General features: G+C 72.8%; 25 protein-coding genes and 1 tRNA gene. 10 read left to right on the forward strand and 16 right to left on the reverse strand.

Annotated elements, in window-relative coordinates; all coding sequences use genetic code 11:
* Nucleotides 1-261 precede the first annotated feature (261 nt).
* Nucleotides 262-870, forward strand: coding sequence for a flavin reductase family protein (locus tag PV796_RS16510; protein ID WP_274913989.1), 609 nt, complete (start codon nucleotides 262-264; stop codon nucleotides 868-870).
* Between the two features lie 60 nt (nucleotides 871-930).
* On the opposite strand, the gene arfB is transcribed toward PV796_RS16510, so the two are convergent.
* Nucleotides 931-1359, reverse strand: a complete 429-nt coding sequence (gene arfB, locus PV796_RS16515) for an alternative ribosome rescue aminoacyl-tRNA hydrolase ArfB (protein ID WP_274919063.1) — start codon at nucleotides 1357-1359, stop codon at nucleotides 931-933.
* Between the two features lie 279 nt (nucleotides 1360-1638).
* Between arfB and PV796_RS16520 the strand changes: the two genes are divergently transcribed.
* Nucleotides 1639-2214 (forward strand): TerD family protein, encoded by a 576-nt coding sequence (locus tag PV796_RS16520; protein ID WP_274913990.1) that lies wholly within the window; start codon nucleotides 1639-1641, stop codon nucleotides 2212-2214.
* Nucleotides 2215-2391: 177 nt separating this feature from the next.
* On the opposite strand, the gene PV796_RS16525 is transcribed toward PV796_RS16520, so the two are convergent.
* On the reverse strand, nucleotides 2392-2679 hold the full coding sequence (locus PV796_RS16525) for a helix-turn-helix domain-containing protein (RefSeq protein ID WP_274913992.1): 288 nt from the start codon (nucleotides 2677-2679) through the stop codon (nucleotides 2392-2394).
* A 105-nt stretch (nucleotides 2680-2784) separates the two neighbouring features.
* On the opposite strand from PV796_RS16525, the gene map reads away from it, so the two are divergent.
* Nucleotides 2785-3552, forward strand: coding sequence for a type I methionyl aminopeptidase (gene map / locus PV796_RS16530; protein ID WP_274913993.1), 768 nt, complete (start codon nucleotides 2785-2787; stop codon nucleotides 3550-3552).
* A 98-nt stretch (nucleotides 3553-3650) separates the two neighbouring features.
* On the opposite strand, the gene PV796_RS16535 is transcribed toward map, so the two are convergent.
* The gene (locus PV796_RS16535; RefSeq protein WP_376565638.1) at nucleotides 3651-4973 is read right to left on the reverse strand and encodes an SGNH/GDSL hydrolase family protein; all 1323 of its coding nucleotides are present in this window, start codon (nucleotides 4971-4973) and stop codon (nucleotides 3651-3653) included.
* A gap of 124 nt (nucleotides 4974-5097) precedes the next feature.
* Between PV796_RS16535 and PV796_RS16540 the strand changes: the two genes are divergently transcribed.
* Nucleotides 5098-5595: a hypothetical protein gene (locus tag PV796_RS16540; protein ID WP_274913996.1), complete on the forward strand. Its 498-nt coding sequence runs from the start codon at nucleotides 5098-5100 to the stop codon at nucleotides 5593-5595.
* Between the two features lie 9 nt (nucleotides 5596-5604).
* Here PV796_RS16540 and PV796_RS16545 read toward each other — a convergent pair whose 3' ends face one another.
* Nucleotides 5605-6249: a pentapeptide repeat-containing protein gene (locus PV796_RS16545; protein WP_274919064.1), complete on the reverse strand. Its 645-nt coding sequence runs from the start codon at nucleotides 6247-6249 to the stop codon at nucleotides 5605-5607.
* Nucleotides 6250-6565: 316 nt separating this feature from the next.
* Between PV796_RS16545 and PV796_RS16550 the strand changes: the two genes are divergently transcribed.
* Entirely contained in the window at nucleotides 6566-7744 is a 1179-nt protein-coding gene (locus PV796_RS16550; protein WP_274913997.1) for an FAD-dependent oxidoreductase, read from the forward strand.
* A gap of 209 nt (nucleotides 7745-7953) precedes the next feature.
* Nucleotides 7954-8952, forward strand: a complete 999-nt coding sequence (locus tag PV796_RS16555) for a zinc-binding dehydrogenase (protein WP_274913998.1) — start codon at nucleotides 7954-7956, stop codon at nucleotides 8950-8952.
* Between the two features lie 205 nt (nucleotides 8953-9157).
* On the opposite strand, the gene PV796_RS16560 is transcribed toward PV796_RS16555, so the two are convergent.
* The 3 genes from PV796_RS16560 to PV796_RS16570 all read right to left on the reverse strand — a co-directional run bounded on the left by PV796_RS16560 (nucleotide 9158) and on the right by PV796_RS16570 (nucleotide 10936).
* Entirely contained in the window at nucleotides 9158-10279 is a 1122-nt protein-coding gene (locus PV796_RS16560) for an aminopeptidase P family protein (RefSeq protein WP_274914000.1), read from the reverse strand.
* Between the two features lie 125 nt (nucleotides 10280-10404).
* Entirely contained in the window at nucleotides 10405-10590 is a 186-nt protein-coding gene (locus PV796_RS16565; protein WP_274914002.1) for a hypothetical protein, read from the reverse strand.
* 272 nt (nucleotides 10591-10862) lie between these two features.
* A tRNA-Thr gene (locus tag PV796_RS16570) sits at nucleotides 10863-10936 on the reverse strand.
* A 269-nt stretch (nucleotides 10937-11205) separates the two neighbouring features.
* Here PV796_RS16570 and PV796_RS16575 point away from each other — a divergent pair.
* The 3 genes from PV796_RS16575 to PV796_RS16585 all read left to right on the forward strand — a co-directional run bounded on the left by PV796_RS16575 (nucleotide 11206) and on the right by PV796_RS16585 (nucleotide 13847).
* Nucleotides 11206-12336, forward strand: coding sequence for an ABC transporter ATP-binding protein (locus tag PV796_RS16575; protein WP_274914003.1), 1131 nt, complete (start codon nucleotides 11206-11208; stop codon nucleotides 12334-12336).
* A gap of 326 nt (nucleotides 12337-12662) precedes the next feature.
* Nucleotides 12663-13079: a hypothetical protein gene (locus PV796_RS16580; protein WP_274914004.1), complete on the forward strand. Its 417-nt coding sequence runs from the start codon at nucleotides 12663-12665 to the stop codon at nucleotides 13077-13079.
* A gap of 30 nt (nucleotides 13080-13109) precedes the next feature.
* Nucleotides 13110-13847 carry a nucleotidyltransferase family protein gene (locus tag PV796_RS16585; RefSeq protein ID WP_274914005.1) on the forward strand — a complete coding sequence of 246 codons (738 nt, stop codon included), beginning with the start codon at nucleotides 13110-13112 and terminating at the stop codon, nucleotides 13845-13847.
* Between the two features lie 405 nt (nucleotides 13848-14252).
* Here PV796_RS16585 and PV796_RS16590 read toward each other — a convergent pair whose 3' ends face one another.
* The 7 genes from PV796_RS16590 to PV796_RS16620 form a co-directional block, all read right to left on the reverse strand.
* The gene (locus PV796_RS16590) at nucleotides 14253-15851 is read right to left on the reverse strand and encodes a DoxX family protein (protein ID WP_274914006.1); all 1599 of its coding nucleotides are present in this window, start codon (nucleotides 15849-15851) and stop codon (nucleotides 14253-14255) included.
* A gap of 186 nt (nucleotides 15852-16037) precedes the next feature.
* Nucleotides 16038-16991, reverse strand: a complete 954-nt coding sequence (gene rlmB, locus PV796_RS16595) for a 23S rRNA (guanosine(2251)-2'-O)-methyltransferase RlmB (protein ID WP_274914007.1) — start codon at nucleotides 16989-16991, stop codon at nucleotides 16038-16040.
* A 153-nt stretch (nucleotides 16992-17144) separates the two neighbouring features.
* Entirely contained in the window at nucleotides 17145-18539 is a 1395-nt protein-coding gene (gene cysS / locus PV796_RS16600; protein WP_274914008.1) for a cysteine--tRNA ligase, read from the reverse strand.
* 121 nt (nucleotides 18540-18660) lie between these two features.
* A complete protein-coding gene (locus tag PV796_RS16605) occupies nucleotides 18661-19065 on the reverse strand; it encodes a PPOX class F420-dependent oxidoreductase (RefSeq protein ID WP_274914010.1) in 405 nt (134 codons plus the stop codon).
* Between the two features lie 141 nt (nucleotides 19066-19206).
* Nucleotides 19207-19731: a 2-C-methyl-D-erythritol 2,4-cyclodiphosphate synthase gene (ispF, locus tag PV796_RS16610; RefSeq protein ID WP_274914012.1), complete on the reverse strand. Its 525-nt coding sequence runs from the start codon at nucleotides 19729-19731 to the stop codon at nucleotides 19207-19209.
* Nucleotides 19718-20464 (reverse strand): 2-C-methyl-D-erythritol 4-phosphate cytidylyltransferase, encoded by a 747-nt coding sequence (gene ispD, locus PV796_RS16615; RefSeq protein WP_274914014.1) that lies wholly within the window; start codon nucleotides 20462-20464, stop codon nucleotides 19718-19720. Before ispD ends, ispF begins: the two co-directional genes overlap by 14 nt.
* Before the next feature lie 435 nt (nucleotides 20465-20899).
* Nucleotides 20900-21382 (reverse strand): CarD family transcriptional regulator, encoded by a 483-nt coding sequence (locus PV796_RS16620; RefSeq protein WP_003953493.1) that lies wholly within the window; start codon nucleotides 21380-21382, stop codon nucleotides 20900-20902.
* Nucleotides 21383-22155: 773 nt separating this feature from the next.
* On the opposite strand from PV796_RS16620, the gene PV796_RS16625 reads away from it, so the two are divergent.
* Nucleotides 22156-22770 (forward strand): DUF461 domain-containing protein, encoded by a 615-nt coding sequence (locus tag PV796_RS16625; protein ID WP_274914022.1) that lies wholly within the window; start codon nucleotides 22156-22158, stop codon nucleotides 22768-22770.
* Nucleotides 22771-22844: 74 nt separating this feature from the next.
* Here the strand turns inward: PV796_RS16625 and PV796_RS16630 are convergent, their stop codons facing one another.
* On the reverse strand, nucleotides 22845-23525 hold the full coding sequence (locus PV796_RS16630; protein WP_016572018.1) for a response regulator transcription factor: 681 nt from the start codon (nucleotides 23523-23525) through the stop codon (nucleotides 22845-22847).
* Entirely contained in the window at nucleotides 23522-24826 is a 1305-nt protein-coding gene (locus tag PV796_RS16635) for a sensor histidine kinase (protein WP_274914023.1), read from the reverse strand. The genes PV796_RS16630 and PV796_RS16635 overlap by 4 nt, the downstream gene beginning before the upstream one ends.
* Between the last annotated feature and the right edge of the window lie 183 nt (nucleotides 24827-25009).

Consider the following 25009-nt stretch of genomic DNA (forward strand, 5'->3'; position numbering starts at 1 on the left):
CACAGGGTCAACAATTAGCGGCTCATGTGACTCAAGTCACAAGGAGTGACGGGTCGTTACGGACCGCCGACCAGCGCCTCATCCGCGCGCGCAACCGCCACCCGGACACCTCCCGAAGGGTTCCTGAACGCAAATTCCAGCCATCCTCGGAACGCCCGCGCGACCCGCCCCGAACGATTCCGCCTCCGCCGCGGGACCTAGGACGCGGGTGGTCCCGGGGTCCGATGCGCACCCGCGCCGGGCGACGTTAGCGTTCATGGCGTGTTCACGAAGACCCCTGCCACCGCCCCGGCCGCCGGCTCGGCCGCCGCACCCACCGTCGCCCTCGCCTCCGTGCCGGGTGACGGGCCGATCGCGCATGCTGTGGGGGTGAGTGACGACGAGTTCCGTGCCGCACTGTCCCGCCTCGCCGCCGGCGTGGTGCTGATCACCGCCCACGATCCGGATGCCGGGCCGCGCGGCGAGGACGTCGGCATGACCGCCACGGCATTCCTCTCCGTGTCCCTCGACCCGCCGCTGGTGATGGTGAGCGTTCGCAACGACTCGCGGATGGACGACCTGCTGGCGCAGCAGCCGCTGTGGGCCGTCTCGGTGCTGTCCGGCCACCAACGGCAGGTAGCGGCACGTTTCGCGATGAAGGGCCGCATCAGCGACCGACTGCTCTTCCAGGACATTCCATCTGAACGGGGCGAAGCGTCCGGTGCTCCGCTCATCGGGGGCGCGCTGGCGACGCTGGAGTGCCGGACCGAGCAGCGGGTGGTGGCCGGGGACCACACCCTCGTCATCGGACGCGTCCTGGCGACGACCGCGTCCGACGAGGACGACGGGCCGCTGGCGTACTTCCGGGGGAAGTACCGGCAGTTGACGTGAGCGGGGGCCGGCCGCGGGTCCGGGCCCGGCCGTCGGGCCGCCGCCGACCGACCGGCCGGCTCAGCCCCAATCGCGGCCGGAGCGGCCCCGCTTGGTGTCGCCGCGCTGCTTCTTCTCGCGCAGCCGACGCTCGTTGATGCCCCGGGGGATGCGGGTCTTGCGGCGCGGCCTGGGCGGGGGCGCGGTGGCCTCGGCGAGCAGCGCCGCCAGCCGCACCGCCGCGGTCTCGCGGTTGCGCCACTGGGAGCGGTGGTCGGAGGCGCGCACCGTCAGCACCCCGTCGACCAGCCGGCCGGCCAGCCGCTCCAGCGCCCGCTCCCGCCACACCGGGGGCAGCGCCTTCGTCCGCGCCAGGTCGAAGCGCAACTCGACCTGGCTGTCACTGGTGTTGACGTGCTGGCCGCCCGGGCCGGAGGAGCGCGAGAACCGCCAGACCAGCTCGGCCTCCGGGAGGACGACCGAACCTCGGATGACATGGGGCCCGGACATGCCCCCCATGATCCCGCGCCCGCGGCCGCCCGTCACCTCGGTTTCTCGGCCACCGCCGACGGACCCCGCGGCGGGGCCGCGGAGCGCCCCCACCGACCGCACCAGGATCGGGCAAAGAAGGTAAAGAAAGCTGGAACCAGCCGGTGTCCCCGGGACGTTGAGGTGGATGACGGCGGCCCCGCTTTCGGGCGGGTCCACCGTGAGCATCACCGACACCACCCGCAGCAGCGACCCCACCGGCCCCAGGTCGGCGCGACCCGAAGAGGAAAGGGACATCCCATGGCTGTAAGCCTGTCCAAGGGCGGCAACGTCTCGCTCACCAAGGAGGCACCGGGCCTGACCGCCGTTACGGTCGGCCTCGGTTGGGACGTCCGCACGACCACCGGCACGGACTTCGACCTCGACGCCAGCGCCATAGCGGTCAACGCGACCGGCAAGGTCCACTCCGACCAGCACTTCATCTTCTTCAACAACACCGCGACGCCGGACCAGTCCATCGTCCACACCGGCGACAACACCACCGGCCAGGGCGAGGGCGACGACGAGTCGATCAACGTCAACCTCGCCGCGCTGCCGGCCGAGATCGACAAGATCGTCTTCCCGGTCTCCATCTACGACGCCGAGAACCGCGGACAGAACTTCGGCCAGGTGCGGAACGCCTTCATCCGCATCGTCAACCAGGCCGGCGGCGCCGAGATCGCGCGCTACGACCTGAGCGAGGACGCCGCCACCGAGACCGCCATGGTCTTCGGCGAGCTCTACCGCAACGGCGCGGAGTGGAAGTTCCGCGCCGTGGGCCAGGGTTACGCCTCCGGCCTGCGCGGCATCGCGCAGGACTTCGGCGTCAGCGTCTGACGACGACGCCCCAGGGCACGGCCGGATCCGATCCGGTGCCGAGGGCCGGCTCCCGCAACGGGGGCCGGCCTTCGGCCTTTTCGCGCCAGGACGCTTCCGCCGAGCCTCCGCGGCGATCCGCCAGCGGCGCCCCGGCACCCCGGCCCGCCCGACCCCGATCCACCGGACAGGCCCTTGCTAGGCCGCCGCGCTGCCCGACCCGTCGGCGCCGGGCGCCGCCTCCGGGGGCGCGGCCAGCACGGCCACCTCGTCCAGCGACAGTCCGAGCGTCCCGGCGAGCGCGGCGACCGTGAAGAACGCCGGCGTCGGCGCCCGCCCGGTCTCGATCTTCCGCAGCGTCTCCGCGGACAGCCCGGCCACCGCGGCGACCTCGACCATGCTCCGCTCGCCGCGCGCCGCCCGCAGCAGCGCGCCCAGCCGCTCGCCGCGCTCGCGTTCCCAAGGGGTCAATGGAGTCCGCACCATGGTCGTGATACTAATACCGGTAAACAAATACCGGTAAAGAAATACCGCTCGGTGGTCGAGAGGGACGCGGCCGTGCGCCGGGCGGGCGAGAGGAGAGACCGACCGATGGTGGAGCTCAAGACCGACGCCGCGCTGGACGCGATGCGGGTGGCCGGCCGGGTGGTCGCGGACGCACTGGCCGCGGCCCGCGCCGCGGCCGCCCCCGGCACGCGCCTGACCGAACTGGACGAGGCGGCCCGCACCGTGCTGCGCGAAGCCGGCGCCAGCTCGCCCTTCCTCGGCTACCGCCCCTCCTTCGCGCCCACCCCCTTCCCCGCGGTGCTCTGCGTCTCCGTCAACGACGCGATCGTGCACGGCGTTCCGGACGGCTACCGGCTGCGCGACGGCGACCTGGTGAGCATCGACTGCGGCGCGGTCGTCGACGGCTGGGCCGGGGACGCGGCCACCAGCTTCACCGTCGGCACCCAGCGCCCCGAGGACCGCCGGCTCATGGAGACCACCCAACGCGCACTGGAGGCCGGCATCGCGGCCGCCGTGGTCGGCGCCCGGATGGGCGACGTCTCACACGCCATCGGCAGCATCGGCCGCGCGGCCGGCTACGGCATCCCCGAGGACTTCGGCGGGCACGGCATCGGCCGGGCGATGCACGAGGACCCGCCGGTCCCCAACGACGGCCGGCCGGGCCGCGGTTATGTGCTCCGCCCCGGCCTGGTCATCGCGATCGAGCCGATGTTCCTGGCCGGCGGCGGCAGCGACTACACCACGGCGGCGGACGGCTGGACCCTGCGCACCCTCGACGGCAGCCGCGCGGCCCACTTCGAGCACACCGTCGCGGTGACGGAAGAGGGACCGCGCGTCCTCACCCTGCCGTAGGGGACGGCGGGGCGTGCCGTGACGGGCGGCGGGGCGCGGCGGGTGGCCCGCGACGCCCCAGACGCACCGGCGCACCGGGCGCACCGCGCGGGCCCGCCTCAGAGCGCGTCGAGGTCGATCGCCCCGGCCATCGCGCGGTATCCGGCGTCGTTCGGGTGCAGATGGTCACCGGAGTCGTAACCGGCGGCGATCCGGTGCCGGTCGGTGGGGTCGGACACCACCCGGTCCAGATCGACCACCCCGTCGAACGCGCCGGAGCCGCGTATCCAGCCGTTGAGCGCCTCGCGCTTGAGCTCGCCGCGCTCGGTGTAATACGCCGCACCCTTGAACGGCGTCAGCGTCGCCCCGATCACCCGGATGCCCCTGCGGTGTGCCTGACGTATCAACTCCCGCTGCGCGGCTATCAGTTGTCGGGCCGACACCTCCGGCGTGGGCTCGCCCGGCTGGCCCGACACCTCACTCATCCCGATGTCGTTGATGCCCTCCAGCAGGACGACGGTGCGGACGTTCGGCGCGTTCAGCGCGTCCTTCGGGAAGCGGGCCAGCGCCTTCTCCCCGAACCCGGGGGTGGTGTGGGTCAGTTGATTGCCGCTGATGCCCTCGTCGAGCACGCTGCGCGGCCGGCCGGCGGCGGCCAACCGCTCGGCCAGGACGTCCGGATAGCGGTGGTTGGCGTCGACCGTGGAGCCGTACCCGTCCGTTATGGAGTCCCCGAAGGCGACGATGCCGTCCCGCCGGGTCGGCCCGCCGCCGGCGACCTCGACGCCCGAGAGGACGTACCAGGACGACGAGGTCTCGGCGAACGCCGCCGCGCCGACGTCGGCGCGGTGGTCGCCGGCCGCGCGGTAGCTGGTGGCCATCGCCTTCCCGTGGAAGGTGACCGGGCCGGTCGGCGCGTCGAAGTACAGCGTGATCGTCAGCGCCGCGAGCGGCCGCACGGACAGCCCCACGCCGTCGCTGCGCAGCTCCCCACCGGCCGGTATCGTCGCCGACTGCCGGTGCCCGAAGGTCAGTTGACGCACCGAGCCGGGGCGCACCGCGGCCCCCTTGTCGGTCAGCCCGACGGTGGCGCCGGCGATCCTGAGCGGCACGGCGCCGTAGCGGTTCGACAGCGTGATCCGCGCCCGCGAGCCGCCCGTGCTGACCCGGACCACCTGGCGGACCGTCTGCCGCGCGAACCCGCTGCCGGACCAGTTCTTGCCGAACACATCCGTCGCCGGTTGCGGCGCCGTGGCCCAGCCGCCGCGCCACTGCTCCCGGCCCTGCGCGGCGCCGGCGGGCCCCGCACCGCCCGTCCGGCCGGCCGCGTACGCCGCGCCCGCGCCAGCCGGCGGGGGCAGCAGGGTCGGCAGCGCCACCAGCGCGCCCGCCGCCACCAGCGCGACCCCTGAACGTCTCACCGTGGAACCAGACATGATCATTACCCCGCCCTCTGTCCGTCCGTGTCGTTCCTGACCGCCCGGCGCGCCACCGTCGGGCGGCGGGGCCGTCTCGCTCGGCCCCTCCGCCGCACCGGTGTCGCTCCGGGCGTGACACCATCAAGAGGTGATCGACCTCGGCTATTCCCTCTCCCGGCGCTTCCCGGACCCCCCGCAGACCGACTACCGGACCGCGGACGTGCACGCGCTGCGCCACGACCTCTTCTGCGGCGACGTCTACCTCGCGGACACCGAGACCGATCGCGAACTGTCCACCGCCTGGGGCTGGGTGCCGGTGCTCGACTTCGCCTGGGCGCTCTGCGACATCGTCGAGCGGCTCGACACCGACCCCCGCGGCAGCCGCTCCGCCCGCCCGGTCCACGCCGAGCTGGACTTCACCGAATCCGCCGACCGGATGCTCTTCGAGCGGCGCTTCGGCTGGGTCGACGTCACGGCCGACTGGGTGCCGGTCGAGGAGGCCCCCCTCACCTTCAACCACGCCGCGCTGCGCCGCGAAGCCCGCGACTTCCTGCACGACCTGATCGCCGACCTCACCGATATGCACGACGGTCTCGGCGACAACGCCACCCTCTGGGCGCTCCAGGCCCGCTTCCCCCGCATCTGACCCGCCCCCTCACTCCACCCGCACGCCCACCTGGGCCGCGAACGCCGGTGCCAGATCCATCAGTTGGACCGAACTGATCACCGCGCCGCCCAGGCAGTCCACCCCGCGCGCGATGTCCAGCCCGGCCGCCCCGCGCAGATCGACGTCCTTCATCCGGACCGCGGAGAAGTCCACCCGCGCCAGCGTGCAGTCGTCGAACGACACCCGCTCCAGCTCCGCGCCCGCGAAGTCCGCCTCGACCAGCACGCACCCCTCGAACGCGACGTCCCGCAGTCTGGCCTTGCGCAGATTGGCGAAGTCGATCTTCCCGCCGCGCACCACCACCCGCTCCAACACCGCGCCGTGGAGCTGTATCCCGCCGAGCCGGGCGTCCGTCATCTCCACGTCGCGCAGCGTCGCCTGCGACAGGTCCGTGCCGACCCCGCGCACCCCGCTCACCACGCTGTCGAAGATCCGCGCCCGGCTCAGCACCGTCTCGTCCAGCGCGCACCGCCGCAGCGCGCAGTCCATGAACCGGGCCCCGCGCGCCGACTGCCCCGCGCAGTCCACCTCGGTGAACTCCAGCCCGTCGTAGTCCCCCTCGGTCTCCAACTCCCCACCGTCATAGGCCCGCAGCTCCGGCAACCGCACCTCCGGCCGCCGCACCGCCCGCACCGTCTCCTGCCCACGCCCTGCCACGACTCGCCGCCTCCCTCCGCTCCCGGACCTGCCCGGGCGCGTCCGTACCCCTGTCTTGCCGCGGACCGGACCCGACCCCGCACCGCGCGGCCGGCCCCACGCCCACACCCCATGCTGAAGCACCCCACTGACAATCGCCGCCGACCTGCGAAAACGCCCTTCAACGCGCCCGCATGTCACATCTCCGACGCCGCCACCCGTCCCCGTTCGTGAGCGCCCGCCCACCGGCGGACGCCACCGCCCACGACCCGCCCCCGCCCCACCCACGGCCCATCCGCGACGAAGGAGCTCCATGACCCGCCGCAAGCTCACCGTCATCGGAGGCGGCTTCGCCGGCCTCACCGCGGCCCTCTCCGCCGCCGAGGCCGGCGCCGCCGTCACCCTCTACGAGTCCCACCGCACGCTCGGCGGCCGCGCCCGCACCGCCGACGGCCCCTACCGCACCAACGACGGCCCGCACGCCCTCTACCGCCGCGGCCCGCAGTGGTCCTGGCTCCGGCAGCGCGGTCTGCTCAAGCCGCTCGCCCGACTGCCCCTCCAGGACGCCGCCCGGCTGCGCTTCCTCCACCGCGGCACCCTGCACCGGGTGCCCCCGCTCGGCATGTTGGGGCTGCGCAGGCACCGCGACGCCCCCGTCGACCAGGACTTCCTCACCTGGGCGCGCACCCGTGCCGACGAGGCCACCGTCCGCGCCGCGGCCAACTTCGTCGGCGTCGCCACCTTCCACCACGACCCCGGCGCCCTCTCCGCCGCCTTCGTCCACGAACGGCTGCGCCGCACCACCAACCTGCCGCCGGAGGCCCACTACGTCGCCGGCGGCTGGGGCCGGCTCATCGACCGGATGGCGACCCGCGCCCGCGACCTGGGCGTCCGCATCGAGACCGGGGCCCGCGTCGACACCCTCCCGGAGAACGCCCCGGTGATCATCGCCACCCACCTCGCATCCGCCCGCACCCTCCTGGGCGACGACCGGCTCCACTGGACCGGCGCCCGCACGGTCCTGCTCGACCTCGCCCTCCGGACCCGGCGCGGCGATCCCTTCGCGCTCTCCGGGCTCGACTTCCCCGGCTGGATCGAGCGGTTCACCGGCCCGGACCCGGACCTCGCCCCGCCCGGTGAACAGCTCCTCCAGGGGCAGGTCGGCATCGCCCCGGACGAGACCCGCGCCGACGGCGAGGCCCGCGCCGAACGCCTCCTCGACGCCGGCTTCCCGCACTGGCGCGACCGCGTCACCTGGCGCCGCGCCTCCGTGGCCACCGGCCGTTCGGGCGCGCTCGACCTCCCCGGGACGTCCTGGCGCGACCGCCCGGCCATCGCCCGCGGCAACGGCGTCTACCTCGCCGGCGACCAGGTCGCGGCCCCCGGTGTACTGGCCGAGGTCTCCTTCACCAGCGCCCTGGAGGCCGTCTCCCTCGCCCTCAACACCGGCGCCGACCGCACTCCCAACGCACCACTGGGCCAAGCCCGTTGACCCGTACGAACCACACCCACCCCACCAACCGACCCCGCCACCCCCACCCACCACAGGAGCCGCCCCACCCCCAACGCCACCCTCATCGCCTTGACCTCAACTCGACTTGAGGTACCACAGTGGCGGCAGTTCAGTTGACGACCGCCACCGGCAGGGCCGGTCGCCCCCGTAGGCGACCGCCCTGCCTCCCCACAGGAGACGACCCCACCATGCGCGCAATACGGCTGCACGCCTTCGGCCCCGCGGAAAACCTCGTCCACGAGACCCTCGACGACCCCGCGCCGGGCCCGGGCGAGGTCCGGATCGCCGTGGCCGCCGCGGGCGTCCACCTCCTGGACACCGCCCTGCGCGCGGGCCAGGAGGGCGGTCCCGCGCCGCTGCCCGAACTGCCGACCGTGCCGGGCCGGGAGGTCGCCGGCACCGTCGACGCCCTCGGCGCGGGCGCCGACCCCAGTTGGCTCGGCCGGCCCGTCGTCGCCCACCTCGGCATGGTCCCCGGCGGCTACGCCGAACTGGCCGTCACCGGCGCCGACCGGCTGCACCCCATCCCCGACGGCCTGGACCCGGCCCAGGCCGTCGCCATGATCGGCACCGGCCGCACCACCATGGGCGTCCTGCTCTGCGCCGCCCTCACCGCCGACGACATCGCGATCGTCCCGGCGGCCGCCGGCGGCATCGGCTCGCTGCTCGTCCAGTACGGCCGGCACGTCGGCGCCACGGTCATCGGACTGGCCGGCGGCCCGGCCAAGGTCGCGCACGCCCGCGGGTTCGGCGCCGCCCTCGCCCTCGACTACACCGACACCAACTGGCCGGCCCTCGCCCGCAGTTTCCTCGACGGGCACGGCGCCCCCGGGGCCACCATCGTCTTCGACTCGGTCGGCGGCGCCCCGGCCCGCGCGGCCGTGGGCCTCCTCGCCCGCGGCGGCCGCCACCTGGTCTTCGGCTGGTCCTCCGGCGCCCCGCTCACGCTCCCGGACGCCGAACTCGCCGAGCGCGGACTCACCTCGGAGACCGTCCTCGGCCCCCCGATGCTGGCCCGGGTGGGCGGCCTCAACCCGCTCCGCACCCTGGAGACCGCCGCCCTCACCGAGGCCGCCGCCGGCCGCCTCGTCCCCACCGTCCACCGCTTCCCCCTCGCCGAGGCGGCGGCCGCCCACCGCGCCCTGGAATCCCGCGGCACGATGGGCAAGGTCGTCCTGGAGCCGTAACCCGCCCCACCCCTGGGCGACTTGACCCACCCCGGTGGCGGGCAACCGTGCCCCCAGGGACGGGCCCCCTCGCCCAGGGGACGGCCTCACCCTCGCCCCCTCCCCCGGAGAGCAGCCCACCCCACCAGAGCCACCCCACCCAGGACAAAGGTCCCTCCCGGGCGAAGGCCCCCGGAACGCCGAGGTCAGCGCGGAGGACTGGGCCCTACCCCACCACCGCCAACTCCCGCCCCGTCACGTTCAGTCGCCGCCCCCCGGTCTCCGTGCACACCACGATGTCCTCGATCCGCACCCCGAACCGCCCCGGCAGGTAGATCCCCGGCTCGATCGAGAAGCACATCCCCGGCACCAGCGGCAGATGCTCGCCCTCCACCAGGTACGGCGGCTCGTGCGTGGTGACCCCGATCCCGTGCCCCGTCCGGTGGATGAAGTACTCGCCGTACCCCGCAGCCTTGATCACCCGCCGCGCCACCCGGTCGATCTCCTGGCACGCGACGCCCGGCCGCACCGCCTCGAACGCCGCCTGCTGCGCCTCCCGCACGATCTCGTGCACCGTCCGCTCCTCCGCGCTCGGCTGCCCGACGTGCACGGTCCGCGTGGTGTCCGACCCGTACCCGTCCTTCAGTCCGCCGAAGTCGAGCACCACCATGTCGCCGTCCTGGATGACCCGCTCGCCTGCCTCATGGTGCGGATTGGCGCCATGGGGCCCGGACCCGACGACCGTGAAGTCCACCTGGCTGTGCCCGTGTTCGGTCAACAGCCGCGCCAGATCCGCCGCGATGTCGCACTCCCGCCGCCCGGCGAACGGCACCCCCAGGATGTCCTGGTACGTCGCGTCCGCGGCCGCCCCCGCCGCCGCCAGCCGCTCCACCTCGTACGCGTCCTTCACGGCCCGCAGCATCGGCAGCGCCTCCGTCAGCGCCGCGTAACCGCCCGCCGGCGCCGACCGCTGCAACCCGAGCAGATGCAGCGCCCACATCCCGTCCGACACCCCGTAACGCCCCTGCGGAGCAAGCCACTTGCCCAGTTCGGCATAGGGGTCCGCCCCGTCGGTCCACCCCACCACCTCCAACGCCCCGGCCCCCGCGGCACGCTCCGCGTCCGGCCGCTCCAACACGGGCACCAGCAGCCGCCCCGCCCGCCCCGGCTCGATCACCAACGCCGTCAACCGCTCGGTGACGGCCGTCGGTTGGTACCCGCACAGCCACACCAGATCCGGCCCCGGCGTAACGATCAGCCCCGCCAACCCGGCGTCCACCGCGGCCCGCCCCGCCCGCACCATCCGCCGCTCGTACCCGTCCCGCGTCAGGGACCCCGAATTCACCATGCCTCGAATCTACGCCGCACACGCCCCCTCTGCCCCTCAAAACCCTTCCCCCACGCCCCACTTCGCCCCTTCCGCCACGCACGTGGGGCGCCAACACCAGCGCCCCACCACACGCACGCCGGCCTTCAGGCCCCCGGCTTCTTGACCCACCCCTTCTGCACCAGGATGTTGCAGTGCCACCGTGCGTGGTGCGACGTTTCGTGGTTCTGCTTCTCCGCCGTCTTCACACAGTCGGCGTACCGGTACGGCGGCTTGTCCGCGGCATGGGCGCCGACCGCCCCCACCATCACCCCACCCATCGCAGCAGCCACGGCCAGAACGGCACTCACTCGACGCACAGTTACCTTCCCTTCCTCCCGCCAAGGCCCCATTGCCTCGACGCACCTCACCTCCCCCAACGACCCGCCCCACCCCGAGAAACGTCACCCCCCACCACACCGCCCGAACGCACCCCGCACCCCACGTCTCACCACCGAGCACGCAACGGGCACGCCCTCCGCCCAAAGGATCACCCACCTCCCCCTCACCCCCTCCAAACACAGAAAAAGCCCAGGTCAGGAACTAACTGACCTGGACTTCCCAGAGCCCCCTGTCGGATTCGAACCGACGACCTTCGCTTTACAAGAGCGGTGCTCTGACCAGCTGAGCTAAGGAGGCGTACCGGAAGAAGTGTACCTAGGCGCGCCCGGTGCCGGTTGCCCTCTTCGCCCATTGCCCCGCCGCCCTCCCGCAGCGCGCCCGTCCACGGCCCACCGCCCCCAATTCGTAATCAACCGCCTACTGACACCGGCCGCCGGTCCGGGTAGCGTCGCGGGCGGTTCGTCGCTGTGGACTACACCACTTCGGGTGGTGGGCCTCCGGGGCGGTGGGCCGGCACTCCTTTACTCGGATCGTCCGGCACGTTCCTGCCGGTGAAGGGACACACCATGGCTACGGTCACCTACGACCAGGCGACCCGGATCTACCCGGGTTCCGACAAGCCCGCCGTCGACAAGCTCGACATCACCATCGAGGACGGTGAGTTCCTCGTCCTCGTCGGCCCCTCCGGATGCGGCAAGTCCACCTCGTTGCGGATGCTCGCGGGGCTGGAGGACGTCAACGAGGGCGCCATCCGCATCGGGGACCGGGACGTCACCCACCTCCCGCCCAAGGACCGGGACATCGCCATGGTGTTCCAGAACTACGCGCTCTACCCGCACATGACGGTCGCCGACAACATGGGCTTCGCGCTCAAGATCGCCGGGGTGCCGAAGGCCGAGATCCGGCAGAAGGTCGAGGACGCGGCGAGGATCCTGGACCTGACGGAGTTCCTGGGGCGCAAGCCGAAGGCGCTGTCGGGCGGACAACGGCAGCGGGTCGCGATGGGGCGGGCGATCGTACGGGAGCCGCAGGTGTTCCTGATGGACGAGCCGCTGTCCAACCTGGACGCCAAGCTGCGGGTGCAGACCCGTACCCAGATCGCGGGCCTCCAGCGCCGCCTCGGGATCACCACGGTCTACGTCACCCACGACCAGGTCGAGGCGATGACCATGGGCGACCGGGTCGCGGTCCTCAAGGACGGGCTGCTCCAACAGGTCGACTCGCCGCGGAAGATGTACGACCGGCCGGCCAACCTCTTCGTCGCGGGCTTCATCGGCTCGCCGGCGATGAACCTCGTCGAGGTGCCGATCACCGACGGCGGCGTGAAGTTCGGCAACAGCGTGGTGCCGGTCAGCCGGGAGGCGCTGGCCGGCGCCGAGGGCGACGCGACGGTGACGGTCGGCATCCGGCCCGAGCACTTCGAGATCGTCGAGCAGAACGGCGCGGCCGCCGCGTCGCTGTCCAAGGAGGCCGCGGACGCCCCGGCCGGCCTGGCGGTAACGGTCAACGTCGTCGAGGAGTTGGGCGCGGACGGCTACGTCTACGGGACGGCCGAGGTCGGCGGGGCGGTCAAGGACCTCGTCGTACGGGTCAACGGCCGCCAGGTGCCGGCCAAGGGCACCCAACTGCACGTCGTCCCGCAGCCGGGCGAGACGCACGTCTTCTCCACCTCGACGGGCAAGCGGCTGACCGACTGAGGGGCCGCCCCGGTTGACGGGCCGATCGGCCTCAAACACCGGGCGGGCGGGGGCCGTTGCGTCCGCCCAGCAGGGTTTACCGCGGCGGCAGGGTGGGGTACTGCGGGTCCCCGCTCCGCCGCCGCGGCGCGTCCGGAGCGGCAACGGACCCGTGCTCACGGCTCCGTGGGGCGGCGCACGCACCCCCGGATCCGCCCCATCTCCCGCCATGCAAACGGGTTTTCGTATCAATGCGTCAACCCGACGACCGCACCGACAACCCAATCCATCCCCCGATGTGATGACCAAATGTCGCCAAATCATCACTCCTCGCTACCATCACGACCGTGAACTCCGCAGCCCGCCGTATCGGCCGAACTCTCGCCCTCGTCCTGCCCGTCGTCCTCGTGCTCTCCGGGACCCTCGCGGTCACCCGCGTCCCCTGGGCCTCGAAGACCTCCGAGTCGCAGGTACTCGCCGCTTCCTCCGGGAGGGTCTCCACCAAGGCCGGCCCCCGCGCCGCCCAGGACGTCCTCCGGGACCGTCTCCTCGTCGAACTCCAGGAGGAGGACCCCGGCGTCGCCCTGACGCACCTCCAGGAGGCCACCAACGCCCGGCCCTCGCTGGCCAAGCACTGCGCCTCCATCGCCCGTGCCCTCGGCCGCGCCGCGGTCGCCAAGTACGGTGCCGCGCACCGCGCCCAGGCGTTCTCCCGCCCGGTCTGCGACACCTCCTTCGCCTCCGGCGTGGCCGCCGCCCAGTGACCGTCGCTCGCACCGCATAAGGTGCGAACCATGACCGGAGCAGCGCATCCGTACCCCACGCAGGCCGTGGTCCTGGCCGGCGGCCAGGGCTCGCGTCTCCGCCCGTACACCGATGACCGACCCAAGCCGATGGTCGAGATTCCCGGTACCGGAACCCCGATCATCGGCCATCAGCTCAACTGGCTCGCCACGGAGGGCGTCACCGACGCCGTCGTCTCCTGTGGGCACCTCGCCGAGGTCCTCCAGGAGTGGCTGGCGCGGGCCCAACTCCCCCTGCGCGTCACGACCGTCGTCGAGACCGAGCCGCTGGGTCGCGGCGGCGGCCTGAAGTTCGCCGCCGGCTCCCTGCCCCGCCCGGACGAACCCTGGTACGCCACCAACGGCGACATCTGGACCCGCTTCGCGCTCCGCGAGATGGCCGCCTTCCACCACGAGCGCGACGCCGTGGCCACTCTGGCGCTGGCCCGCCCGCGCATCCCCTGGGGCGCCGTCGAGACCGACGCCTTCGGGCACGTCCTGGACTTCATCGAGGCGCCGCCCTCCCCGTACTTGATCAACGCGGGCGTCTACGTCTTCTCCGCGGCCTTCACCGCGCTGCTGCCCGCCCGGGGCGACCACGAGCGCACCACCTTCCCGCGCCTCGCCCGGGAACGCCGGCTGGCCGGCTATCCGCTCCCCCAGGGGGCCTACTGGCGCGCCATCGACACCGCCAAGGACCTGACCGAGGCCGCCAGGGAGCTGAACGAGCTGACGTCGCCGGGCCGTTGAGCGGGCCCGCCCGTTCCGCCCGTTCCCTCGCGTCCCAGGCGCCCGTGCCGTACACGACCCTCGCCTGAGTCCCTCCCGGCACCGGCGTACGCCCCGCCTCCCCGGGTGCCGAGCCACGCCCGCGGAGGGCCAACACCGCGGCAGAGGCAGGACGAAGCGGGGGTGAAACGGCCCCGTCGCGGGCGCGCAAGGGCCTCAGAGCCCCTCTCGACTCCCGGCCCTCCCCGTAACCTCCCCCGGCCTCCCGCGCATCCCTCAACGCCCCCACAGGCCCTCCTGGTTGCCCCTCTCCTGCTCCCCGGCCCCGCCTCCAACGCGTCGTCCCCGACCGCCCGCCACCCCGGCCGCGGGGCCGTGGGGAAAGCGGAGCGATCGGGGACGAGGTGGGGGCGGTAGACGGGCGGGTCAGCCCAGGAGGCCGCCCAGGGTGTTGCCGTGGCCGGAGTCGCCTCCGGGGGCACCGCTGTTGGAGCTGCCGGTCGTACCGGCTCCGGTGCCGCCCGAGGTGGCCGGCGCCTGCGTACGGGACGGGGCGTGGGTCGGGGCCGACTGCTGCGAGGCGCTGGTGGTCGCGCCCGGGCGGTGCGCCGAGGCACCGGTGTGGGCTCCCGCCGACGGCGTGCCGGGGGCCGAGGCCGAGGGCGCGCCGGGCTTGTGGGCCTTGTGGGAGGCGCTCGTCGAGGGCGTACCGGGGTGCGCGGGGGTGCGGTGGTCGGGGTGGGTGGCGTGGTGGCCGAGGCGGGGCAGCGGCGAGCCGGGGAGGTTGTTGATCGCGGGCTCGCCGGGCCGCGGCACGGTCGGCACCCGCGCGGTCCGCACGGCGCCGCCCAGCAGGGAGCCGATGAGCAGGGTCAGTCCGGCCACCACCGCGGTCATCACCGCGCCGCGGCGCAGCACCCGGCGGCGCAGCGCGCCGACCTCGACGCGCGGGCCCAGCCGCCGCCACGCCTCGCCGGCCAGCCGGGCGTCCATGGAGTAGACGGGGGCGCCCGCGATGATCAACGGGCTCCAGGCGGCGAGGTAGATGATGTCGGGGGCGTCGTAGGCGGGGAAGGCGCGCCAGCTCACGGTCATCAGCAGCGCCGCGGAGAGCAGCGCGCCGAACGCGGCGGCGACCCGCTGCCACAGCCCGCAGATGGTCAGCACGCCGACCACGACCTGGAGGAAGGCCACCGTCAGGCCGGCGCCGACCGGGTGCGCGACCGCGAAGTCCCGCAGCGGGACGGCCAGTTCCCAGGGGTGCAGGGAGAGCAGCCAGGTGACCATCGAGCCCCGCTGGCCGCCGTCGAAGTAGACGGGGTCGCAGAGCTTGCCCATCCCGGCGTAGACCGAGATCAGGCCGAGGAAGATCCGCAGCGGCAGCAGGACGACGCCGAGGTTCATCCGGCGGCCGGGGTAGTAGGCGTGCCGGACGGCGTCGCCGCCGCGCCGCCGGGCCCCGGACTCGTAGCCATCGCGCGCCTCGAAATGGTCCTCGAAGCGGTCCTCGCCGTGGCCGTCCCCGCCGTCGTCCCACCGGCGACCGGCGAGCCGGCCGGGCACCGCGCGGGTGCCGTGCGGCAGGGTGTCCTCACCGTCGGCGGGGCCGCGCTGGCCCACGACGGTGGGGGCGGGGGCGGGGGCGTCGCCGAGCCGGACGCGGGGCAGCACCTGGGTCGTGCCGAGGTCGTCGACGGGACGGGGGTCCGGGCGGACGCCCGCGTCGCGCACCGCGTGCAGGAGCTGGGTGGTGGCGCCGGCGGTGCCGCCCGGTCCGGTACGGCCGCTCCAGACCACGGGCGTGCGGCGTCTGGGCGGCGATCCCCGGAGGGCGGGGACGCGCGCGGTCTCGGCCAGCGCGCCGGCGACCACGGGGGCGGCGAGCTGCACGCGGAAGCTGGCGTGGTTGACGATGACCTGCGCGGGATCGCACGGCACCTTGACCGAGCTCAGGACCGGCTCGTCGTCGAAGCCCGGCGAGCGTCCCCCCGTAGGTGTGCGGGGTGTTCTGGTGTCCACGCTCATCTAACCGAGTGACCCGCGGTTAAGACACTGCCTTGACCGGCCCGATCTGTCCGAGACCCGTCAAAAGATCACGTGATACGGCGAGACGCGCGGAACGTCTGCCCGCCCTCGGGCGGGCAGACGTTCCGGGTCCGGGCCGGGCGGCGCGTGGCCCGCCCGGCCCGAAGTACGGCCCGGCACAACGGGTCAGGCGCGGCGGCGCGCCGCCTCCCACAGCACCACGCCGGCCGCGACGCCGGCGTTCAGCGACTCCGCGCCGCCCGGCATCGGGATCCGCACCCGCACGTCGCAGGTCTCGCCGACCAACCGGGACAGGCCCTTGCCCTCGCTGCCGACCACGATGACGACCGGGCCGTCCAGCAGCTCCAGGTCCTGCAGCTCGGTGTCGCCGTCCGCGGCCAGGCCGACCACCGTCAGCCCCGCCTTCTGGTACGACTCCAGAGCGCGCGTCAGGTTGGTGGCCCGGGCCACCGGCGTACGGGCCGCGGTGCCGGCCGAGGTCTTCCAGGCGCCGGCGGTCATCCCGGCCGCCCGGCGCTCCGGCACGACGACGCCGTGGCCGCCGAACGCCGAGACGGAACGGACGACGGCGCCGAGGTTGCGCGGGTCGGTGACCCCGTCCAGGGCGACGATCAGCGGGTCCTCGCCGTCGTCGAAGGCGGCGGCCGAGAGGTCCTCGGGGTGCGCGTACTCGTACGGCGGGATCTGGGCGACCAGGCCCTGGTGGTTGAGCCCGTTCGTCATCCGGTCGAGCTCGGCGCGGGGCGCCTCCAGGAGGTTCAGCCCGAGCTCGGTGGCGAGCTGGAGCGCCTCGCGGACCCGCTCGTCGTTGTCGATGAACTGCTGCACGTACAGGGTGGTCGCCGGCACGCCCTCGCGCAGCGCCTCGACGACCGGGTTGCGGCCCACGACCAGCTCCGCGGTGCCCTTGGCGCCACCGCGCCGCGGCGCCGGCCGGCGGCTCGCGGCCTGCTTGGCCTTGGCGTTGGCGACGCGGTTCTTGACGTGCCCCTTGCGCGCGGACGCGGGCGGGGTCGGGCCCTTGCCCTCCAGGGACCGGCGCCGCTTACCGCCACTGCCGACCTGAGCGCCCTTCTTGTTCGACGTGCGGCGGTTCCTGCGCTGGCTGTTGCCGGCCATGGGTCACCTGTTTCTTCACTGCTCTCGACGTCTCGCGACGTGGAGTAGGTACGTACGTATGGATTGAGTGTCGCCCGCGGCCGCCGGGAAGGGCGAATCCGGCTGGTGACCGGGGGTGCGCCGGTCCCCGGGACGGTCCCCGGGGACGGGCTCTTAGGACAGCGTCCAGCGCGGGCCGGAGGGGGTGTCCTCGATGGTGAGGCCGGACTGCTGGAGCTGGTCGCGGATGGCGTCGGCGGTGGCGTAGTCCTTGCGGGCGCGGGCGCTCTGCCGCTGCTCCAGGACGAGCCGGACGAGCGAGTCGACGACGCCGTGCAGGTCCTCGCCCCGGTCCGCGCCGCCGCCCGACCACCGCTCGTCGAGCGGGTCCAGGCCGAGCACGCCGAGCATCGCGCGCACCTCGGCGAGGCGGGCCACCGCGGCTTCCTTGTCGTCGGCGGTCAGCGCGGAGTTGCCCTGCCGGACGGTGGTGTGCACGATCGCCAACGCCTGCGGAACGCCCAGGTCGTCATCCATCGCCTCGGCGAACGCCGGCGGCACCTCGGCCGCGGGCTCGACGACGCCGGCCTTCTCCACCACGCGCTGGACGAAGCCCTCGATCCGCGCGAACGACGACTCGGCCTCGCGCAGCGCCTCCTCGCTGTACTCGATCATCGAGCGGTAGTGCGGGGTGCCGAGGTAGTAGCGCAGCACGATCGGCCGCCAGCGCTTGACCATCTCCGAGACCAGCACGGAGTTGCCCAGCGACTTGGACATCTTCTCGCCGCTCATGGTCACCCAGGCGTTGTGCGCCCAGTACCGGGCGAACTCGTCCCCGAAACCCTTGGCCTGCGCGATCTCGTTCTCGTGGTGCGGGAAGACCAGGTCGACGCCGCCACCGTGGATGTCGAAGGCGGGGCCCAGGTACTTGTGGGCCATCGCCGAGCACTCCAGGTGCCAGCCCGGCCGACCGCGGCCCCAGGGGGTCTCCCAACTGGGCTCGCCCTCCTTGGCCGCCTTCCACATGGCGAAGTCGCGCGGGTCCCGCTTGCCGGTCTCGCCCTCGCCTGCCGGCTGGCGGAGGTTGGCCAACTCCTGGTTGGAGAGCTGGAGGTACTCCGGGAAGGACCGGACGTCGAAGTAGACGTTGCCGTCGGCGGCGTAGGCGTGGCCGCGCTCGATCAGGCCGCGCATCATCTCGACCATCTCGGGGATGTGGCCGGTGGCGCGCGGCTCGTAGGTGGGACGCAGGCAGCCGAGGGCGTCGTAGGCCGCGTTGAAGGCGACCTCGTTCTCGTACCCGATCGACCACCACGGGCGGCCCTGGTCGGCCGACTTCTGGATGATCTTGTCGTCGATGTCCGTGACGTTGCGGACGAACGTCACGTCGTAGCCGCGGTGGGCGAACCACCGGCGCATGATGTCGAAGTTGAGTCCGGAGCGGATGTGCCCGATGTGCGGTGCGGCCTGCACGGTCGCGCCACAGAGGTAGATCGAGACACAGCCCGGCTTGATCGGGGTGAAGTCACGGATCTGCCGGGCGCTGGTGTCGTACAGGCGAATCGTCACGGGACAAGGGTAGTCGGAATGCGACGGTGCCCTGTGCCCTCTTGGGCACAGGGCACCAGATCCGTCAAAGCCGTCCGATTTGCCGGCTTTTCCGGACGGAGTGCTTCCGGACGACGACGCCTCAGACGCCGCCGACCACCTTCCGCGGGGAGATGCGGACCACGACCCGCTCCGCGTCGTTGACCGCGTCCGCGTTGAACTCCGCGTACGCCTTGCCCGTGTACTTCCGCGACAGCTCGTCGATCAACTGCTGCCCGCCCTCGGTGCTGAGCGTCGCCTGGCCGCGGATCTCGGCGTAGGTGTACGGCGCGTCGAAGGGCTGGACGACGACCGAGACCCGCGGGTCGCGGCGGAGGTTCTTCTCCTTGCGGCGCCCGACGGTCGTGGAGATCAGCAGGTCGTCGCCGTCCCGCTTGACCCAGACCGGGGAGAGCTGGGGGCTGCCGTCCGGCTGGATGGTCCCCACCATGACGAAGACCGGGGAGTCGAGCAGCTTCTTGAGACCGTCGGAGAGCGTGGCAGACACGAGGTTCCTTCCGTGGACCGGACCGTTGGCTTTTGAGGAACACCCGTACCCGGATTTCGGCCCAACGCCCCCTGCTGCACCGGGCATTCCGACGCAGTGGGCCCGATCGGCGCAGCCCGACCCGGCCCACCCCGCGGTCGCTCAGGCGGTGCGCACCACCAGCGCGGTGGCGATCGCCGCCAGCCCCTCGGCCCGGCCGGTCAGCCCCAGCCCGTCGGTGGTGGTGCCGGAGACCGAGACCGGCGCCCCGACGGCCGCCGACAGCGCCCGCTGCGCCTCGTCCCGGCGCTTGCCGACCTTCGGCCGGACGCCGATGACCTGCACCGCGACGTTGCCGATGGCGAAGCCCTCGGCCCGCACGATGCGCGCCGCCTCGGCCAGCAGCGTCACCCCGGAGGCGCCGGACCACTCCGGGCGGGAGGTGCCGAAGTGCGCGCCGAGGTCGCCGATGCCGGCCGCGGAGAACAGCGCGTCGCAGGCGGCGTGCGCGGCCACGTCGCCGTCGCTGTGCCCGGCCAGCCCGTAGCCGTCGCTCGCCGCGGCGTCCCAGAGGAGCCCGGCGCACCACAGCTCGCGCCCCTTCTCGAAGGCGTGCACATCGGTGCCGACCCCGACGAGCGGGATGCCGGGCACCGGCGCGGTCGCAGCGGCCTCAGACATAGCCATCGGTGGCCCTCCTCCGGGCGAGTACGGCCTCGGCCAGGACGAGGTCCAGCGGCCGGGTCACCTTGAACGCTTCCTCGTGGCCGGGGACGAGCACCACCGGCTCCCCGAGCCGCTCCACCAGCCCGGCGTCGTCGGTGGCCCCCTCGCCCGCCACGACGACCTCGTGCGCCTTGCGCAACGTGGCCAGGTCGAAGCCCTGCGGGGTCTGCACGGCGCGCAACAGCGACCGCTCCGGGGTGCCGACCACCGGTTCCGGGGCCCCCTGGGGGCGCGGCTCGACCTGCTTGACGGTGTCGGCCAGCGGCAGCGCGGGAACCACGGCCGGAGCGCCGTCGCGCACCGCCGCGATCACCGTGTCGACGGTCTCGACCGGGACGAGCGGACGGGCCGCGTCGTGCACCAGCACCACGTCGATCCCGCCGGGCAGCGCCGCGAGCCCGAGCCGGACCGACTCCTGGCGGGTGGCGCCGCCGGGGACCACGGTCAGGTCGGTGCGGTCGGCGAGCGGATGGGCGTCGAGGAGGCGGCGGACCTCATCGGGGCCGTCCGGCGGGGCGACCACGACGATGTGCGTGACGGCGCGCGAGGCGGCCATCGCGCGGACCGCGTGGACCAGCATCGGGGTGCCGCCCAGGGTGCGCAGCGCCTTGGGCGTACCGGGGCCGAGCCGGACACCGCGGCCGGCGGCGGGGATGACCGCCGCGGTGCGGGCCGGGCGGGAGGGATCTGACATCGATGGCTCCGAAAGTCCGGGCGGGCCCGGAATTAGGGCAGACAGGTTTGTTTCCTCGGGCGGGGTGGGTATGGCCTGGAGGGACCCCCTGCCCGTGAAGCTCGGGGGTGTGCCGGGCGAGACGCCCAGACCGCAACCCTTCCGTGACAGCGGTCGGGGCAGCATCCCGCACCCGGCACGCCACGGGGGGCCTCCCCGTTCACCACGGCCGGGGGCGGAGCCCGGCGGCCTTCACCGACGAAGTCGCCGCCGGCTCAGCGTCCGGCCTTTCCACACGCTCCCCACAGATATGCCGCAGCGCCCGGCAACAGACCCTCCACCTCGGGGAGGCGGTCGTCGCTCGGGCACCGCGGCATTGCACTTACGTCGTTGCTGCTGCGTCGGCACACCGCTTACGTCACCGTGCTCGCGTCGTCGCAGTCAGCGTGCGCGTCGTCAGGACGCGAGGACCTCGTCAAGCAGGGCCTCGGCCTTGTCTTCGTTGGTGTTCTCCGCGAGGGCCAGCTCGCTCACCAGGATCTGGCGGGCCTTGGCGAGCATCCGCTTCTCACCCGCGGAGAGTCCGCGCTCGCGCTCGCGCCGCCACAGGTCACGAACAACCTCGGCGACCTTGATCACGTCGCCGGAAGCGAGCTTCTCAAGATTTGCCTTGTAGCGACGGGACCAGTTCGTGGGCTCCTCCGCATACGGTGCGCGCAGCACCTCGAAGACCCGGTCCAGCCCGTCCTGACCAACCACGTCGCGTACGCCGACGAACTCCGCATTGTCCGCTGGCACACGAACAGTCAAGTCGCCCTGGGCGACCTTCAGCACCAAGTAGGTCTTGTCCACGCCTTTGATCTGGCGAGTTTCGATGGCCTCGATCAGCGCGGCCCCGTGATGGGGATAGACCACGGTGTCGCCAACCTTGAACGTCATGTGACAGGTACCCCTTCCGTGGCTATCCATGCTAACACGGGAACGGGCCGTTCTGAATGGCGTTTTCGCAGGTCAGGGCATATCTCGGGGCTTGACAACAGCAGCCGGAACGTGCTGCGAGGGGGCTCTGGGCGCAGGTATTCGCAGGTGGGAGGGGCTTCCCGGGTGCGGAGAAAGCTACCCACGGTGGACCGGAATCACAAAGATCAACAGGTGAAACATCCCGATTTACACCGATCCACCTGAGCGAGTTCCGCTACTCCGTTCGGATGCATGGTGACCGGTCGGGCGCGATTCCCGGAATTGATCAACGATCCCGCGCGGGCCACGAGTGATCAATTTCGGGCGTCATGTGCATTCCCTGTGAATACCGCTTTTCACCTGGAGGAAACACCGCGGTCACCACTCGAACAGTCGCGTGCCGAATATGCCCGGCAGTTCTCCGGAGATCGGGACGGAGAGGGGTGTGGAGATCGGTCGGGAGATCGGTCGAGAGAGGCTTCCGGAAATGGGGGCCGGGGGAGGAGCGGGTCGCCCGGGCGGGGTGCCGGTATCGGTGGGTCGGGGCAGGTGCGGGGGTGGGTGATCGCTTAGGGGGCGGGTCGGGTGCGGGACCGCGAGGACGGCTCGGTAACCTAGCGGCGCTGACCCACCCTTAGGGCGGCTTTACGTGCCCGTCGCCATGACGCGTACGCGAACCGCCCTCAGCCGTCCATCCGCGACCGGGCACGAATCGTTCGGCCGCCGTAGCTCGTCAAGGAGATGCCGCCGCCGTGAGCCGCAGCCTTCGACGCGGCGTCCTCGCCGCCACCGTCCTCTCGCTCTCGATCGCCACCCTCTCCGCGTGCGCCGCCGGGAACGACGCCCAGACGCTGGAGGTCAAGCCGGACAACGCCGAGACCAGCGTCGGCGACATCAAGGTGCAGAACGCCAACGTCGTCACCCAGCCCGATGTCCAGACCAAGGGCCCGGCCGCGATCACCGCGACGGTGTTCAACACCGGCACCAAGGACCAGCAGTTGACCGGCATCTCGGTCGACGGCACCGGCCAGTCGGCCAAGCTGTCCACCAAGATCAACGTGCCGGCCGGCGGCTCCGTCGTCATCGGTGGCAAGGGCAACCCCAGTGCCCTCCTGGAGAGCGGCCGGGAGGCCGTCCAGGACGGCAACGCCCAGCAGTTGACCTTCGACTTCAGCAACACCGGCAAGGTCAAGCTGAACGCCTTCGTCGTCCCGGCGAAGAACATCTTCGAGAGCTACGGCCCGTCCGTGACGCCGCAGCCGAGCACCTCCGCGTCCGGCAAGCCGGGCGAGGCGGGCAGCCCGAGCGGCTCGGCCACCCCGAGCACCTCCGGCAAGCCCTCGGAGTCGGGGCACGCCGGCCACTGAGGCCCGCAGCACGCGAAAGGGACGCCCTTCCCGGTCGGGAGGGGCGCCCCTTCACGTATGTCCCGCGCCGCGGCCTACGGCTCGAACTTGTAGCCCAGGCCGCGGACCGTCACCAGATAGCGCGGGGCGCCCGGGTCGGGCTCGATCTTGGCGCGCAGCCGCTTGACGTGGACGTCGAGGGTCTTGGTGTCGCCCACGTAGTCGGCGCCCCAGACGCGGTCGATCAACTGCATGCGGGTCAGCACCCGGCCGGCGTTCCGCAGCAGCATCTCCAGCAGGTCGAACTCCTTGAGCGGCAGGTCGACCTTGCCGCCGGAGACCGTGACGACGTGGCGGTCCACGTCCATCCGCACCGGGCCGGCCTCCAGGGCCTGCGGGGCGACCTCCTCCGGCTCGCCGCGGCGGCGCAGCACCGCGCGGATCCGGGCGACCAGTTCGCGGGAGGAGAAGGGCTTGGTGACGTAGTCGTCGGCCCCTATTTCGAGACCGACGACCTTGTCGATCTCACTGTCCTTGGCGGTCACCATGATGACCGGGACGTTGGAGCGGCCGCGAAGCTGGCGGCAGACCTCGGTGCCGGGCAGGCCCGGCAGCATCAGGTCCAGCAGGACGAGGTCGGCGCCGTTGCGCTCGAACTCGTCCAGACCGTCGGGCCCGGTGGCCGCCACGGCGACCTCGAAGCCCTCCTTGCGGAGCATGTACGACAGTGCGTCGCTGAACGATTCCTCGTCCTCGACGACGAGCACTCGGGTCACGGAAGGACCTCCGGGGCTGGGTGAGCTGGGAGCGGATCGTTGAAGGTCTCGTACGGGCGGTCCTCGTCGTCGAGGCCCTCCGCAGTGAGGTCCGAGGGCCGTTCGCGGTCGCGCACGGCCCCGGCTTCCGGGAGACGCAGGGTGAAGGTGGAGCCCTGTCCCTCAGCGCTCCACACCGTGACCTCCCCGCCGTGCGAGGCGGCCACGTGCTTGACGATGGCGAGGCCGAGGCCGGTCCCGCCGGTGGCGCGCGAGCGCGCCGGGTCCACGCGGTAGAACCGCTCGAAGATGCGGTCCCGGTCCTTTTCGGAGATGCCGATGCCCTGGTCGGTCACCGCGATCTCGATCAGGTCGCCACCGGGCGCGGGCACCCGGCGGCCGGCGATCCCGACGCGGGTGCGCGCCGGGGAGTAGTTGACGGCGTTCTCGACGAGATTGCCCAGGGCGGCGGCGAGTTGGCCGCGGTTGCCCCAGATGTGCAGGCCGTCGGCCTCGCTGCTGCGCTTCGCGGCGCCCTCGGAGCCGCCTATGGAGCTGGCGATGGTGATCTGTTTGGTGCCGGCCTGCTGGCGGCAGCGGTCGACCGCCTCGGCGACCAGCTCGTCGACCGGAACGGGCTCGGCGTCCTCCAACGGGTCGTCGTTCTGCACCCGGGAGAGGTCGATGAGCTCCTGGACGAGGTTGGTCAGGCGGGTGGCCTCGTTCTGCATCCGGCCGGCGAAGCGGGTGACCGCCTCCGGGTCGTCGCTGGCGTCCATCACCGCCTCGGAGAGGAGGGAGAGGGCGCCGACGGGCGTCTTGAGCTCGTGGCTGACATTGGCCACGAAGTCGCGGCGGACCGCCTCGATGCGGCGGGCCTCGGTGAGGTCCTCCACCAGGAGCAGGACCAGCCGGGAACCGAGCGGGGCGACCCGGGCGGAGACCGCCAGGGCGTCCCCGCGGCCGGTGCCGCGGCGCGGTAGGTCGAGCTCCACCTGGCGTATCTCGCCGTCCCTGCGGGTGTCGCGCGCCATCTGGAGCATCGGCTCCACGGCCAGCCGGCCGCCGCGCACCAGCCCGAGGGCGTACGCCGCGGAGCTCGCCTTGACCACCGCGTCGGCCTCGTCGAGGACGACGGCGGAGGAGCGCAGCACCGACAGGACGGTGTCGACACCGGGCGGCAGGACCGCCTCGGTATGCAAGGACGTGCGGGTGGGCTTGACCTGATCCCGCTCGCTCCAGCGGAACGCCAGCATGGCGAAGACGCCGGTGCACAGACCGGCGATCGCTGCCATCGCGGCGACCGCCGCGTCCACGTTCATGAATCCAGAGTATGTGCCGCCTCCGACACTCCCCCAGCGGTGGGAGCCGCTGCTCGGACACCCTTCGCCCAGAGTTCACCGAGACGTCGGGGCCGGTTCACCGATCGCGACGGCGGGACGCGGGCGGCGCCCTCTCGGCCGCGGCGGCGTCTCCCAGAGTTCACCTTCGGGTCGGCGGTGGTT

This window comes from Streptomyces sp. WZ-12 (genome assembly GCF_028898845.1).
Lineage (GTDB): Bacteria > Actinomycetota > Actinomycetes > Streptomycetales > Streptomycetaceae > Streptomyces.